Genomic DNA, 15,072 nt, shown 5'->3' on the forward strand with positions numbered 1-15,072 from the left:
AAAGGAGTAATTAGTGGATATTAAGTTAGGAAAATATAAGCCGACAAAGGAAGAATATATAAAAAGCTTTAAAGATATGCTCCTACTGCGTCGTTTTGAAGAAAAATGCGGTCAGTTATACGGAATGGGAGAAATCGGTGGTTTTTGTCATTTATATATAGGGCAAGAAGCAGTAATTTCTGCGGTAGATATGGTTAAACAAAAAGGTGATAGCACTATTACTAGCTATCGTGATCATGCTCATATTATTTTAGCAGGAACTGAGCCTAAGTATGTTCTTGCCGAGCTTATGGGGCGTGCTACAGGTTGCTCGAAAGGTAAGGGTGGCTCGATGCATTTATTTAATGTACCAAACAAATTTTACGGTGGACACGGTATAGTAGGGGCTCAAGTACCGATAGGCACAGGGCTTGCGTTTGCTGAAAAATATAACGATACGCATAATATCTGTTTTACTTTTTTAGGTGACGGTGCCGTTAATCAAGGTCAGGTATATGAAGCTTTTAATATGGCTGCTTTATGGGGTTTGCCGGTAGTTTATATTATTGAAAATAACGAATATTCGATGGGGACGTCTGTAGCACGTTCTACCTTTATGCGTGGTTTATATAAGAAAGGGGCATCGTTTGGGATTAAAGGATTTCAGCTAGACGGTATGGATTTTGAAGAAATGTATGACGGCTCTAAGCAAGCAGCCGAGTATGTTAGAGAAAATAGCTTTCCTCTGATATTAGAGGTAAAAACTTATCGTTATCGTGGGCATTCGATGTCCGACCCGGCAAAATATCGTAGTAAAGAAGAAGTTGAGCAATATAAAGAGCGTGATCCGTTGGTAATAATAAGAAAAACGATACTCGACAATAAATATGTAACCGAAGCGGATTTAAAAGCAATAGAACAGTCGGTAAAAGAAATTGTGAAAGAAGCAGTAGAATTCTCAGAAAATTCACCGCTACCTGATGAAGGGGAGTTGTATACACAGGTGTACTGTTAAGGCGTCATTGCGAGGAAAAACTGTAAGTTTTGACGAAGCAAATCTCAGGAATTTGTTATTATTTCATGAGATTGTCACGCAGCCTACGGCTGCTCGCAATGACGTTCACATAGGCAAGCCTCCTTGCAATAACGTTTAATTTAATCAAATAAAAAAGAAAAATGCAAATAACGGTACGTGAAGCATTGCGTGATGCCATGCAAGAAGAGATGATAAGAGACGACAAGGTTTTCGTCATAGGCGAGGAAGTTGCAGAATATCAAGGAGCTTACAAGGTAACTCAAGGATTACTAGAGCGATTTGGTCCTAAGAGGGTAATTGATACACCGATAACGGAATATGGTTTTGCAGGGCTTGCAGTCGGAGCAGCTTTTGCAGGACTTCGCCCGATCGTAGAGTTTATGACCTTTAACTTTGCTATGCAAGCATTCGATCACATAGTTAATTCAGCTGCAAAAACGCATTACATGTCAGGCGGGCAGGTCAAATGTCCGATAGTATTTAGAGGACCAAACGGAGCAGCAAGTAGAGTAGCTGCACAACATAGCCAAAATTATACAGCTTGCTATTCCCACATTCCGGGATTAAAAGTAGTAGCTCCTTATAGTGCAGAAGATCATAAAGGACTTATGCTTACAGCTATTAGGGACGATAATCCCGTTGTTTTTTTAGAAAATGAAATTTTATACGGTCATAGTTTTGACGTGCCGAAAACAATCGAGCCTATACCCTTTGGTCAGGCAAAAATTTTAAGAGAGGGTAGTAGTGTCACTATAGTAACTTTCTCGATTCAAGTAAAACTTGCCTTAGATGCTGTAAATGTTGTGCAGAATGATAATATTGATTGTGAGGTTATTGATCTTCGCACTATTAAACCGCTTGATACTGAGACAATAATAGAATCAGTGAAAAAAACTAATCGTTTAGTTGTAGTGGAAGAAGGGTGGTTTTTTGCAGGTGTTGGTGCAAGTATAGCTTCTATTGTTATGAAAGAAGCATTTGATTATTTAGATGCTCCGATAGAGATTGTAAGCGGCAAAGATCTTCCCCTTCCTTATGCTGTTAATTTAGAAACACTAGCTCTGCCGAGTGAGAGCGATGTAATAGAAGCCGTTAAAAAGGTTTGTTATTATAGTATTTAATGTATTAGCTGAGTTTTTTCGTCATTGCGAGCAACTGAAAGGAGCGTGGCAATCTCATAAAGCAAGATTCCAGAGATTGCTTTGTCAAAATTTTCAATTTTTCCTCGCAATGACGATGTCAACTTTTTTAGGCATATCTACTTTGCAGCTCTTTTACGGTCGTTAGGGTCAAGTAGAGCTTTACGTAAACGAATAGATTTCGGTGTGACTTCAACTCGCTCGTCATCTTGTATATAGCTGATTGCCTGCTCTAACGTTAAAAGCATTGGCGGAGTTAGCCTTATGGCTTCGTCTTTACCTGTTGCTCTAACGTTGCTCAGTTGTTTCGCTTTTAGTGGGTTTACCTCTAAATCATTATCACGATTATGTTCGCCGATAATCATGCCTCTATATACTTTGTCACTAGGGTTTATAAACATTTTTCCCCTTTCTTCTAGATTCCATAGAGCATATGCGACTGCTGCCCCGTCACCGTTAGAGATAAGCACACCGTTACGTCTTCCCTCGATATTTCCTTTATAATCAGCATATCCATGGAAAATACGATTCATAATCCCTGTGCCTCGTGTTTCGGTTAAAAACTGGCTGTGATAGCCGATTAACCCTCTAGACGGTCCGATAAACGTAACACGGCTTTTACCGCCGCCTGACGGCCTCATATCAGTCATTTCGGCTTTTCTCAGTGCTAAAGATTTTACGACTACTCCAACATAATCATCATCAACGTCAACTTGGATTTCTTCCATCGGTTCTTGCTTATTACCTTTCTCATCAGTTTGGAATAATACTTCGGGTCTGCTAATAGATAGCTCAAATCCTTCACGACGCATAGTTTCAATTAAGATACCAAGTTGTAACTCACCACGCCCTGCAACTTGGAAAGCATTTTTCTCGGCAGCTTCAGTAACTTTTAAGGCAACGTTACTTTCAAGCTCACGCATTAACCTAGCTCCAATTAAGCTCGACGTAACTTTTGTCCCTTCGCTTCCTGCAAGCGGTGAGTCATTAACGCTAAAAGTCATGGATAAAGTCGGCGGATCGATAGGTAGAGACGGTACGGCCTCGGTTACCTCAGGGGAGCAGATAGTATCGGCAACGTTGGCGTTTTCAACGCCTGCTACGGCAATAATATCGCCGGCTGTAGCATCATTTATAGCGATTCGCTCTAAGCCTCTAAAGGCTAATATTTTAGTGATACGTCCGGTTTCAAGTACTTTATTCTCACGATTTAATACTTTTACGTTTTGGTTGATTTTGACAGTGCCGCTTTGTACACGACCTGTTAAAACCCTACCGAAGAAAGAGTTATATTCTCTAGTAGTAACAAGCATAGAAAACGGTGCTTTGTCATCGGCTAAGGGTTTTGGTACATGCTGTACTATAAGGTCAAAAAGCGGTGCTAAATCATCTGCTAAATTGTCTAAAGGATTAATTTTATCATCAAAGGTTAAAGATGCTCTACCTGCTCTACCTGATGCATAAACTATAGGGAAGTCAAGCTGATCGTTGTTTGCTTCAAGTGCCACAAATAGCTCAAATACTTCATCGATAACTTCTTTAATTCTTTGGTCATCTCTATCGATTTTATTAATAACGACAATAGGTTTTAAGCCAAGATTTAACGCTTTAGAAAGCACGAATTTTGTTTGCGGCATTGGTCCTTCCGATGCATCGACAAGTAACACTACACCGTCAACCATGTTAAGGATGCGTTCTACTTCACCGCCAAAATCGGCGTGTCCTGGCGTATCAACTATATTGATACGGATATCGTTCCACATAAGAGCAGTGCATTTGGCAAGTATCGTGATTCCACGCTCACGCTCAAGATCGTTAGAGTCCATAGCACGCTCAGCAACTGCTTGGTTAGCTCTAAATGTTCCGCTTTGTTTAAGCATGTTATCAACAAGCGTAGTTTTTCCATGATCAACGTGGGCAATAATTGCTATATTACGAATAGATGTCATCTTTAAAAATTCTCACAAGTTTACAATAGTTTTTCGTATTATACACTAAAATACCAAAAATTGGAATATAAGTTCTTGAAAAAGAAATTGATTTAACTGTAGAATAAAAATTACTAAGAATTTTTAAACTTTAAAATAAGAGAAATTAATGAACGATAATACAGTTTTATTTATATTTGATTGTGACAATACTTTAGTTGGACATTCGCATAATTATATCGGAGAGAGGTTAGGAGGTTTAATAGCACGTAATATACAACATCGCTTTTTTAGCTCCTATGAAGAACGAGAGCAAGAAAAAGTTAGGCTTGAGCAAAAATTTTCTATAGAACTGATGGAGAAATTCCTAGATAATGAAAATTTAGGTTGGAAAATGAAGAGCAAATAGCACGCCTTTTTAAGAATATTATATTATCCGGTCATAAAATAGCTATAGCATCATTTAATGATTATCCTCATGCTGTAAAATATGCATTAGCAAGGTTACTAGGAAAGGAAGATGCAGCAAAAATTTATATAAAATCAGCTTTACCTTCTAATAATTTTGAAGAAATACAAAATTGTACTAAAAAAGAATATATAAGAGAAATAATTAATAATACCGAAATAACTGTCAATGCTGCAAAAGATTATGGTATTACAGTAGTTTTGGTTAAGAACAAAGGAACAGAGCATATTCATGAAGCTTTTTTTTATATGAATTTAATGAAATGAACAGCATGAAATTTATGTTGAGCTAGAAGAACCGGCTACTGAACCTTTGCTTAGTGATGGAGAGAGTACCTATTTAAGTCCTGAAGCAATAAAAGCTATTTCGTTTGAACCTATTTCTAGTGATTATTATTCGGATGGCGAATATATACCATGGGGAGGCGGGAATGTGCCAATGTTAGGTAAAGGTTAAGTTTTTAATTATAGACAAATTGCTTGATATTATTTATTCTTAGATTAATAAGGGTGTTGCTCCAGTGTCATTCCCACGTAGGCGGGAATCCAGTCATCTTGAATGTCATCCCGCGACTTGGTCGCGGAATCTCAGGATACTGCCTGTGATACAAGATCCCGTGGTCAAGCCACGGGATGACAATTCTAGCCGATACCGTTTAACCTAAAAGGATCAAAGGATGATATACCGAATATTATGTTTATGCATATTCATAATAAATTTCTCAACGATTACGGAGGCACAAAATGTGCCAATTAAAGAAGATAATTTTAAAGTTAGAGTAGCTGTTGCTGATGTACAATCTATATTGGAAGGTTCGATCGCTATAAAAGATTTGCGTAATAAAATCGAAAAGCTTAATCATAAAATTCAAGAGAATATTGCTGCAAAAGAAGCAGAATTTAAACCGCTGGAAGAGAAGCTGCTAAATGAGCGTTCTCATTTAAGTGAAACTGAATTTGAGCATAAAGTAAACGAATTTAATGCAAAAGTTAGCCACGTTAGAAAAGAAATTCAGATTAAGAAAACAAAGCTTGAACAAGCCCACGCTGAGGCTATGAGTAGAGTCCATGAAACAACTATTACAATAATTAGTGAACTTGCCGAGAAATATAACCTTAATTTGGTAATTCCAAGTGCTCAAGTCTTATATGCCAAAAATAATTTGAATATAACTTCCGAAGTGACTTTTATGTTGAATGAGAGATTAAAAGAAGTAACAATAAACTATTGATAGTGTTGTATGGATTTTTGTGTGTCATTCCCGCGTAGGTGGTAATCCAGAAAAATAACTTCAATATTGATACAGAAGTTACATATTTGATAAAATAAATCTATAAAAACTAGTTTTTATAGATTTTACTGGATTCCCGCCTACGCGGGAATGATATAAACAAGAGAGTATTTAATATGGCAGAATTTACACCGATTACAATTGCATACGGGGACGGTATAGGTCCTGAAATAATGGAGGCAGTGCTTTATATATTACGTAAAGCCGAGGCTCGTATTCGTTTAGAAACCATTGAAGTAGGTGAAAAGCTTTATAAGAAGCATTATACTTCAGGCATAAGCGAGGAAAGCTGGGAATCAATACAACGCACCGGTATTATACTTAAAGCCCCGATTACTACTCCGCAAGGTGGAGGATATAAAAGTTTAAATGTCACGATTCGTAAAACATTACAGCTTTTTGCTAATATTCGTCCTGCCGTTTCGTTTCATCCTTTTACTAGAACATTACATCCAAATTTGAACCTAACTATTATACGTGAGAATGAGGAAGATTTATACGCAGGTATAGAATACCGTCAAACGCATAATATGTATGAGTCAATGAAGTTGATAAGTCATACAGGATGTGAGAAGATTATTAGATATGCTTTTGAATATGCAGTAAAAAATAACCGTAAAAAAGTCATGTGTTTAAGCAAAGATAATATTATGAAATTTTCCGATGGGGTTTTGCATAAAGTATTTAATGAGATTGCAAAAGAATACCCGCAAATTAATAACGCGCATTATATTATCGATATCGGGACGGCAAGGCTTGCTACCAAACCGGAAATATTTGACGTTATCGTAACTTCTAATTTATACGGTGATATCATATCTGACGTAGCTGCTGAAATTTCAGGCTCGGTAGGTCTTGCAGGTTCTGCAAATATTGGGCAGCATTATGCGATGTTTGAAGCGGTACATGGAAGTGCTCCCGATATTGCCGGTAAAGATATCGCAAATCCGTCAGGGCTTTTAAATGCTGCAATAATGATGCTAGTACATATAGGGCAGGGTGATATCGCTACATTAATCGAAAATGCTTGGAAAAAAACTATAGAGGATGGCGTTCATACAGCCGATATATATAACGAGCAGAGTTCTAGTAAAAAAGTCGGTACAAAAGAATTTGCCGAAGAAGTAACGAAAAGATTAGGACAGTTACCGACAAAGCTACCTAAAGCAAATTATCCCTTAATTGCTGAGAAGCAAGAAAGCAATATAGATTATAAAATTGATACTAAAGAAGTTAAGAAATTGGTTGGTACGGATATATTTGTGAATATGAATGTATCTGCCGCTCATGATATAGCAGATAAAATTAATAAACTTGATCTTGGTAATTTTGAGTTAAAAACAATCTCGTCAAAAGGATTAAAGCTGTGGCCTCGTGATACAAGGTTTGAAATTGTTTCCGATCATTGGTGTTGTCGTTTTATGAATAAAGACGGCACAGAAATAAAGTATTTAGATATAACAAGATTGCTTGAAGCTTTAAGCACAGCAAATATCGATTTTATCAAAGTAGAGAATCTGTTTGAATTTGACGGGGTTGCAGGTTATAGCTTGGCTCAAGGTGAGTAAAAACGTCATTGCGAGTGAACTTTAGTTCGTGAGGCAATCTCAGGACTTGTGCATGAGATTGCTTCGTCAATTATTTCATAATTTCCTCGCAATGATGAAAAAAGGATAAACACAATGACACTATACTATATAGGAATTTTATTAGTAATTATTGGATTATTTGCTATATTTTCAGGAATAATCGGTTTTTTTAGATTTCCTGATTTTTATACTAAATTACATGCAGCAAGTGTTATTGAGAGTTTCGGCGTGCCTATTTGCTTAATAGGTTTTGCGTGCATTGAAGCAGATATTGTGAACTCTGTTAAATTAATTTTAGCGGCTTTATTGATTTTTATATTAAATCCGGTAGCAACTCATGCACTTGGTAAAGCATCTTTATTTATGAAAATTAGAGCTGATAGTACCGTCATTGCGAGGAAAATTACGAAGTAATTGACGAAGCAATCTCAGGATGCTTGATAAGATTGCCACGTCGAAATTACGTTTCTCCTCGCAATGACGTTAAATTTTAATAACCATATGACAGTAAAGACAGCTTTAAATTTTGATCTCGGCAATTACCTACTTAACTTAATTGCTTTTTTATTGATCTTAATCTCGATAAAAATAATTTTTGCTAAAGATTTACTAAATGCAGTGATTGCTGCTTCTGTATTTAGCTTATTAATTGGTGTATCCTATCTTATTATGGATGCTCCTGATGTCGCAATGACCGAGGCAGCACTTGGAGCTTGCTTATCAACATGCGTATATTTGAATTTGTTGCGTAAATTACCTTCGGATTTAAAGAATATTGAGAGAACTAATATTATTCCAGCAAGTTTAATATGTTTATTGTTTGTAGTAACTCTTGCTTATATGGGGCTAGAATTACCGAATTACGGTGATGATAATGCTCCTATTCATATGCATTCAAGTAAATATTATATCGAAAATACCTCTAGAGATATAGGTATACCTTCTTTTGTTGCGGCTATTCTTGCAAGTTATCGTGGATATGATACTTTAGGTGAAACTAGCGTAATTTTAATTGCAGGAATTGCCGTGCTGTTGATATTTTCAAGAAAGTCTGATGATGCCATACCGCGACTTGATCTCGGTATCTCAGGACACAGCAGGCGATACACGATCCCGTGGTCAAGCCACGGGATGACAAATCCAATAATAAAATATATTACTAGTTTTATAATACCTTATATAATTTTATATAGTATATATATTCAGCTTAACGGTGAGTCTTCGCCGGGTGGTGGGTTTCAAGCAGGTGTTATATTTGCATCTAGCCTTATTGCTTATGATTTAGTTTACGGTAATCGAAAATTAAGCCGATATTTTCCTCCTAACGTGCTAGTTTGTATTGCGGTTTTAGGTGTAGCAATATATGCAATTGTAGGAACAATATCACTCTTTTTTAACGATAATTATTTAAATTATTATTCACTAACAAATTTTATCAATGATAAGCTACTTGCTCAGCATATTGCGATAGTTATTGTTGAAATTGGTATAGGTTTAACTGTTGCAGCTATTATGTACTTAATTTACAACGTATTTAATAATTATGAATAGTCTATTTGTACTAATTAAGCGTGAATTGATAGTGCAGAATCGCATTAATAATATAATTAAATATCTAGTTATATTTTTTTTATTTTGCATAATTAGTACTGTTTTAATTAACAGTGAAAGGGATATTAACAAATTCGGTTTAATTTTTTCGGTCATTTGTTTATTAATTTCATTAATCGGTTTTTCTTCGGTTATATTTAAATCTGATTTGGAAGACGGAAGCTTAGAGTTATTATTATCAATTGTTAGTCATGAAAAAATTATATTGGCTAAATTTTTTGCTATATTTATCAGTAGTACGATAGGGCTGGTTTTTGTTTTACCCATTATTTATGTCTTGTTTGATAAAACTTTGCTTGAGATAATATTTTTCTTTATTAGTGTATGGATGATATTAGTGTTATCAAGTAGTTTAGTAGTGTTATCCGGTAGCGTGCAATGTTATTTTAAGAAGAATGCTAACTTTGTCGGTACGTTTATCATGCCGTTATTAATTCCGAATATTATAATGACAGGTTTAATATTACAAGATAATAACTTACAATTAATTTTTATTATGATAGGAATTAATTTAGTATTTTTACCCATTTCATTCTTCTTGAGTTCCTGTTTAATTAAAAATATTTATAATATTACGTGATTTTGCTTTATTTTTACTAATGTAGTGATATAAAATAAGATGAATATTATTAATAAATTTTTTGAGCAAAATACATGTGGCAGGTTTTACGAAGGTTAATGGCAGCAAATCCTATGGGATTTTTTCTGTGGTCTATTATCACTAAATGGTATTTAATTATAGCAGTTGCTTCCTTAATTACTTTATATTATACAGTATTGGGCTTAAAAAAAATTGGGTTTATAGATTATTTTACTGAAACTACAGTCGAGATATTAGATACAACTAAAGCAGTTGCTCAAAATTGTACTACAAAACTCGGTCCTAATTGGAATCGTTTAGTTAGTTTTTGGAATTGCTTAAGTGATCCTGGCGAATATAAGCATGAAGAAGGGACAGGAGCAAAAGTGTTAGAAGATGAAATCAATAAACTTACGCCAAAACAAGCAGATAGTGCTGCAGACGCTGAACGTCCTATAATAAATCCTTATGAAGTACTAGAAAATCCAAATAATCTTAATAATATCCCAAGCGGTAGTAATAATAATCGTTAATTTATGTCACTTTAATATTATATGTCGGATACTGAAGATAATAAAAACAAACAAACAACACGTCGTGATTTTATGGTTCTAACGGCTAGTAGTGTTGCAGCAATTGGGGCAGCATGTACTCTTTGGCCTCTCGTTGATTCTTTGAACCCTTCTGCGGACGTGCTAGCTTTATCATCAATTGAGGTTGATTTATCAAATATTGCGGTAGGTCAAACAGTTACGGTTAAATGGCAAGGTAAACCGGTTTTTATCACTAACCGTACGCCTGACAAAATAGCTGAAGCAAGAGCCGTTAAAATGTCAGAGCTGATTGATCCTGAAGCAGATGAAGCACGTGTGAAAGCAGGGCATGATAATTGGCTGGTGACGATCGGGATCTGCACGCATTTAGGTTGTGTACCGCTTGCTAATCAAGGTGAATATGATGGATGGTTCTGTCCGTGCCATGGTTCACAATATGATTCTTCAGGTAGAGTTAGAAGAGGTCCTGCTCCTTTAAATTTAGCTGTGCCGCCTTACACTTTTATTAGCGACAAAAAAATTAGAATCGGGTAATTATTTATGAATGAAGATATTACCCCTAAAAAGCCTAATGCTATTATAGAATGGATAGATTATCGTCTTCCTATTTTTGCGTTCCTAAAGCATTTTAGTCATTATCAAACTCCGAAAAATCTTAGCTATTTGTGGAATTTAGGCTCTATTGCCGGTATTGCGTTAGTGATTCAGATAATCACCGGCGTCATACTTGCTATGCACTATACTCCGCATGTTGATCATGCTTTCGATAGTGTTGAGCGAATCATGCGTAACGTGAATTACGGTTGGTTACTGCGTTATACTCATGCGGTAGGTGCATCGATGTTTTTTGCCGCCGTATACTTACACATAGCAAGAGGTTTGTATTACGGCTCTTATAAAGCACCTAGAGAACTGCTTTGGCATATCGGTATCATCATTTTTCTAACCATGATGGCTACTGCTTTCATGGGTTACGTGCTTCCTTGGGGGCAGATGAGCTACTGGGGAGCAACGGTTATTACTAATTTATTTTCCGCTATTCCGTTAATAGGGGAATTCATAGTTACGTGGTTATGGGGTGGTTTTTCTGTTGATAACCCGACATTAAATAGGTTCTTCTCACTGCATTATTTATTGCCGTTTATTATTGTTGCTTTAGTGATGCTGCATTTAGTGGCCTTGCATCAGCATGGTTCAAATAACCCAAAAGGTATAGATGTTAAAAGCCCTAAAGATACTATTCCGTTCCACCCTTATTATACCGTAAAGGATTTTGTTGGTTTCGGAGTTTATTTCATAATATTTGCCTATTTTATTTTTTACGAACCTAATTATTTAGGACATCCCGATAATTACATTCCAGCAAATCCGTTAGTTACGCCTGCCCACATTGTCCCTGAATGGTATTTTCTGCCGTTTTATGCAATACTTAGAGCCGTACCGTCTAAGTTCGGTGGGGTGCTATTAATGTTCGGAAGTATATTTGTGTTATTTTTACTACCTTGGCTTGATACTTCAAAAGTTAGAAGTAGCAATTATAGACCGATATACCGAATGGCTTTTTGGATATTTATGGCAGATTGTTTATTGCTTGGTTATTTAGGTGGGCAGCCGGCAGAAGAGCCGTATATTACCATTAGCCGTTTTGCTGCTTGTTATTACTTTTTTCATGTCTTAGTAGCTCTGCCGCTGATAGGTAAATATGAAAAACCGCTGCCATTGCCGGAGGAGTTGTAAGAGTTAAGTCATTGCGAAGAGATGTCATTGCGAGGAAATTGCATAGCAATTGACGAAGCAATCTCAGGAGTTTGTTATTATTTCATGAGGTTGCCGTGCAGCCTATGGCTGCTCGCAATGACGTTTTTTGTATTATACAAATTTATGAAGTAACCAATAGTATATTATAGTAACTAATAAGAAAAATGGTATACTCTATACTGGTGTTACTTTTAATTTAATAAAAAGAATATATCAACACAAAAATGATACAATTAAGGAGTTTAGTAAAAATTGCTATTTTATGAGATTCATCAACTATGAATTCAGCAATAAATAGAGAAAAACAAATTAAAGCCGGTTTAAGAAACAAAAAAATTAAATTAATAGAATAAATTGCAAGGAAAGACAAAATCTCAACACAACAATCTTATAAAATAATATATAAACTCCTGAGATTGCTTCGTCAACATTTTCAATTTTTCCTTGCAATGACGACTCAAAAAAATTTATGAAAACTAAACTACTTATCTCTATCATCATACTACTGACTTCGTGCTTAAGTTTAGCCAACGAAGAAGTATTACATCCAAAAAAGATGAAATGGTCGTTTGACGGCGTATTTGGTACAGTTAATCGTGAAGCAGCACAAAGAGGTTTTCAGGTCTATAAAGAAGTTTGTAGTGTCTGCCACGGTTTAAACAATTTATATTACCGTAATCTTAAAGATATCGGCTTTTCGGATGACGAGATAAAAGAGATTGCCAAAGGCTATACGATACAAGACGGACCTAATGATGATGGTGAGATGTTTGACCGCCCCGCTCTTCCCTCTGATCGTTTTGTACCTCCTTACCCTAATGAGCAAGCAGCAAGAGCAGCTAATAACGGTGCCCATCCTCCTGATTTATCGTTGATAATAAAAGCACGTCATGACGGAGCTAATTATATATATTCGCTACTTACCGGCTATACCGAACCGCCGGCAGATTTTAAGTTGATGCAGGGAACTCATTATAATCCCTATTTCCCTGGCGAGCAAATAGCAATGCCGCCGCCGCTTACAGACGGGCAGGTAACCTATATGGACGGTACTAACGCAAGTGTAGAGCAGATGTCGCAAGACATTGTGGTATTTCTACAATGGGCAGCTGAGCCGGAAATGGAACATCGTAAATCTATGGGTCTTAAAGTTATGATGTTTTTAACGGTATTTACTATCTTTTTCTATATTGCAAAAAACCGCATTTGGTCTAATTTAAAGTAATTGTTGAGAGGATCAGTTTTCCTATTATTGGCGTTGTTGCATAAATAATCAGTCCATGCTGCCCCTTTTTGCCTCTTTCTTAGTATAATGACTTATCTTTGCTATACTTATCCTAAAATTTATATAGATAGGTATTTATGATTACTTTACTTGTGGCGATAACAGGATTTATGAGTTCAATAATTCCTGAAATTTTGAAAATATATAAAGATATTAACGACAAAAAACACGAGATTTTTAGACCGTCAAATTGCTAATAACAAAAACTTAATCAGTCTAAAACTTTTACAGAGCTTACCATATCACAAGAAATGGCGGAGTAATATTCTCTTTACTCCACTTATAAATCAGGTGTTAGTTGGGTTGATGCTTTAAATGGCTCGGTAAGACCCGTGCTTGCCTATAGCTTTTTTGCAATGTATGGAGGAGTTAAATATGTTCAATATAAATCGTTAAAAAGTTCTGCTCTGCTAGTTGAATATCTAGATATATTATGGAGCATAGAAGATCAAACTATTTTTGCGGAGAGTATTAGTTTTTATTTTGGGCAGCGTACTTTCAGCAAATTATGGAAATATAAGACTTGAATTTTAAATAGATAATTTTATATATTTAAATATATAACTAACAAAATTCATGGTGGTTTTATGTTAAAGAGCGTAAGATTATATATTCCGTCTATAGCAGCTATGATTTTATCTAGTAATATTGCAATAGCTAATAAGAATTATGATTCCGGTAATGCAATGCCACTGCGTCAGGTAGCAGATTTAATAGATAATCAAATTACAAATATTGATAATTTATTTAAAAATAGATTGCCGCTTTATGAATCTAATAGCATAAAAAGCAATTTTATTACTAAAGATAAGCAGTATATTATTGTTATGGAAGTACCTGGCTTTGATAAAAGTCAAATTAAGGTTAAAGTAAACGGTAATAAATTATTTATTACAGGGAATATAGAAGAAAAAAATAAAGCTGATGATTCAGATAATTATATGAATAAAAATTTTAATTATGTAATATCATTATATGAAGATGTAGATCAGGCAAATATCTCTTCAAGCCTTAAGAATGGAATACTTACTATTATTCTACCTCGTATTGAGATTAAAGAACAAGAAGCAAGAGAGATAGTCATTGATTAATCAAGCATTGCTAATTTTTCTGAAACAAAACCTTTCTCTATATATAGATAATGAACTAAAGCATGAGCTAATAAAATTACCTTTATTAGCTCATGCTTTAGTTCATTATCTACTCCTATGGTTTCAAATTTTCGATCTACTAAGAAAATTATAGGTTTAGTGTTATGAATAAAGAAGAAGTCAAAATTCGGTTTGTTATCAAAATATCGATTAACACGAGGAAAATGATAAGCATGAGTAACAATAGCAATTTCGGCATTACTTAAGTCAATATTACCGTTTTCATGCTCTTTATATAGAGTGTTAAATTGTCCGCGCCGGTATTGGTTTGGTATTCCGGCAGCGTAAAAATATAAAAATTTTCTTTTGGATAATCGGTAATAATATTTTTATCAAGCGCTTCTTGTAGTAATTTATTATCATACGCTCCGCCGTTAAACAAAATCATCGGTCCGTATTTTTGCAATTCTTCATATGTTAGGCTAGATATTTGCTTATCAAGTTTTTTATTTGCTACTTCTCTTGCAATCTCTATCTATGCCAAGCCTCATCCTATTATATCCGTCCTCTTTATCTGCAGCCTCTATATTTTGAGTATCGGAATTGATAGGTATTTTGATATAAGAATGTCTTGCGGATTTTTTCATTAGCAGGATCAAACTCTAGATTATTTACGGTTATTACCTGCTCAAAATGTTTATCTTGAGTAAATTTTTGATAACTCTGAAATCCTAGAACCGAGGCTATAGCTATAATAAATAT

At 35.2% G+C, this 15,072-nt stretch carries 20 protein-coding genes; 17 read left to right on the top strand and 3 right to left on the bottom strand.

Annotated features, from left to right (window positions below):
* The first annotated feature begins 13 nt into the window (after nt 1-13).
* Together pdhA and RSL_RS01820 are read left to right on the top strand one after the other, a co-directional pair.
* The gene (gene pdhA, locus RSL_RS01815; protein WP_014273306.1) at nt 14-994 is read left to right on the top strand and encodes a pyruvate dehydrogenase (acetyl-transferring) E1 component subunit alpha; all 981 of its coding nucleotides are present in this window, start codon (nt 14-16) and stop codon (nt 992-994) included.
* Nucleotides 995-1,155: 161 nt separating this feature from the next.
* On the top strand, nt 1,156-2,136 hold the full coding sequence (locus RSL_RS01820) for a pyruvate dehydrogenase complex E1 component subunit beta (protein ID WP_014273308.1): 981 nt from the start codon (nt 1,156-1,158) through the stop codon (nt 2,134-2,136).
* A gap of 137 nt (nt 2,137-2,273) precedes the next feature.
* On the opposite strand, the gene typA is transcribed toward RSL_RS01820, so the two are convergent.
* Nucleotides 2,274-4,103 carry a translational GTPase TypA gene (gene typA, locus RSL_RS01825; RefSeq protein WP_014273309.1) on the bottom strand — a complete coding sequence of 610 codons (1,830 nt, stop codon included), beginning with the start codon at nt 4,101-4,103 and terminating at the stop codon, nt 2,274-2,276.
* A 148-nt stretch (nt 4,104-4,251) separates the two neighbouring features.
* Between typA and RSL_RS01830 the strand changes: the two genes are divergently transcribed.
* The 15 genes from RSL_RS01830 (at nt 4,252) to RSL_RS01885 (ending at nt 14,310) form a co-directional block, all read left to right on the top strand.
* Nucleotides 4,252-4,491 carry a hypothetical protein gene (locus RSL_RS01830; RefSeq protein WP_012150563.1) on the top strand — a complete coding sequence of 80 codons (240 nt, stop codon included), beginning with the start codon at nt 4,252-4,254 and terminating at the stop codon, nt 4,489-4,491.
* Nucleotides 4,470-4,817, top strand: a complete 348-nt coding sequence (locus tag RSL_RS01835) for a hypothetical protein (protein ID WP_014419746.1) — start codon at nt 4,470-4,472, stop codon at nt 4,815-4,817. Before RSL_RS01830 ends, RSL_RS01835 begins: the two co-directional genes overlap by 22 nt.
* Before the next feature lie 46 nt (nt 4,818-4,863).
* Entirely contained in the window at nt 4,864-5,007 is a 144-nt protein-coding gene (locus RSL_RS09250; RefSeq protein ID WP_014410497.1) for a hypothetical protein, read from the top strand.
* Between the two features lie 220 nt (nt 5,008-5,227).
* On the top strand, nt 5,228-5,782 hold the full coding sequence (locus RSL_RS01840) for an OmpH family outer membrane protein (RefSeq protein ID WP_010977007.1): 555 nt from the start codon (nt 5,228-5,230) through the stop codon (nt 5,780-5,782).
* A 176-nt stretch (nt 5,783-5,958) separates the two neighbouring features.
* On the top strand, nt 5,959-7,410 hold the full coding sequence (locus RSL_RS01845; protein WP_014273310.1) for an NADP-dependent isocitrate dehydrogenase: 1,452 nt from the start codon (nt 5,959-5,961) through the stop codon (nt 7,408-7,410).
* Nucleotides 7,411-7,524: 114 nt separating this feature from the next.
* The gene (locus RSL_RS01850) at nt 7,525-7,845 is read left to right on the top strand and encodes a Na+/H+ antiporter subunit G (protein ID WP_004996272.1); all 321 of its coding nucleotides are present in this window, start codon (nt 7,525-7,527) and stop codon (nt 7,843-7,845) included.
* A 63-nt stretch (nt 7,846-7,908) separates the two neighbouring features.
* Nucleotides 7,909-8,982, top strand: coding sequence for a DUF4040 domain-containing protein (locus tag RSL_RS01855; RefSeq protein WP_014273311.1), 1,074 nt, complete (start codon nt 7,909-7,911; stop codon nt 8,980-8,982).
* The gene (locus tag RSL_RS01860) at nt 8,975-9,622 is read left to right on the top strand and encodes a heme exporter protein CcmB (protein WP_012150568.1); all 648 of its coding nucleotides are present in this window, start codon (nt 8,975-8,977) and stop codon (nt 9,620-9,622) included. The genes RSL_RS01855 and RSL_RS01860 overlap by 8 nt, the downstream gene beginning before the upstream one ends.
* A gap of 74 nt (nt 9,623-9,696) precedes the next feature.
* Nucleotides 9,697-10,155, top strand: coding sequence for a DUF2670 domain-containing protein (locus RSL_RS01865; RefSeq protein WP_014273313.1), 459 nt, complete (start codon nt 9,697-9,699; stop codon nt 10,153-10,155).
* Nucleotides 10,156-10,176: 21 nt separating this feature from the next.
* A complete protein-coding gene (gene petA, locus RSL_RS01870; RefSeq protein ID WP_004996261.1) occupies nt 10,177-10,710 on the top strand; it encodes a ubiquinol-cytochrome c reductase iron-sulfur subunit in 534 nt (177 codons plus the stop codon).
* Nucleotides 10,711-10,716: 6 nt separating this feature from the next.
* Entirely contained in the window at nt 10,717-11,913 is a 1,197-nt protein-coding gene (locus RSL_RS01875) for a cytochrome b (protein ID WP_014273314.1), read from the top strand.
* A 220-nt stretch (nt 11,914-12,133) separates the two neighbouring features.
* Complete coding sequence (locus tag RSL_RS09795) at nt 12,134-12,232, top strand: hypothetical protein (RefSeq protein ID WP_231287771.1); 99 nt, start codon at nt 12,134-12,136, stop codon at nt 12,230-12,232.
* 171 nt (nt 12,233-12,403) lie between these two features.
* Complete coding sequence (locus RSL_RS01880; protein ID WP_014273315.1) at nt 12,404-13,159, top strand: cytochrome c1; 756 nt, start codon at nt 12,404-12,406, stop codon at nt 13,157-13,159.
* A 416-nt stretch (nt 13,160-13,575) separates the two neighbouring features.
* Nucleotides 13,576-13,746 (top strand): hypothetical protein, encoded by a 171-nt coding sequence (locus RSL_RS09255; RefSeq protein ID WP_014419747.1) that lies wholly within the window; start codon nt 13,576-13,578, stop codon nt 13,744-13,746.
* Between the two features lie 60 nt (nt 13,747-13,806).
* Entirely contained in the window at nt 13,807-14,310 is a 504-nt protein-coding gene (locus RSL_RS01885) for an Hsp20/alpha crystallin family protein (RefSeq protein WP_014273316.1), read from the top strand.
* 262 nt (nt 14,311-14,572) lie between these two features.
* On the opposite strand, the gene RSL_RS01890 is transcribed toward RSL_RS01885, so the two are convergent.
* A complete protein-coding gene (locus RSL_RS01890) occupies nt 14,573-14,758 on the bottom strand; it encodes a hypothetical protein (RefSeq protein WP_012150576.1) in 186 nt (61 codons plus the stop codon).
* Between the two features lie 58 nt (nt 14,759-14,816).
* The gene (locus RSL_RS09260; RefSeq protein ID WP_014410506.1) at nt 14,817-14,957 is read right to left on the bottom strand and encodes a hypothetical protein; all 141 of its coding nucleotides are present in this window, start codon (nt 14,955-14,957) and stop codon (nt 14,817-14,819) included.
* Between the last annotated feature and the right edge of the window lie 115 nt (nt 14,958-15,072).

The organism is Rickettsia slovaca 13-B (assembly GCF_000237845.1).
Lineage (GTDB): Bacteria > Pseudomonadota > Alphaproteobacteria > Rickettsiales > Rickettsiaceae > Rickettsia > Rickettsia rickettsii.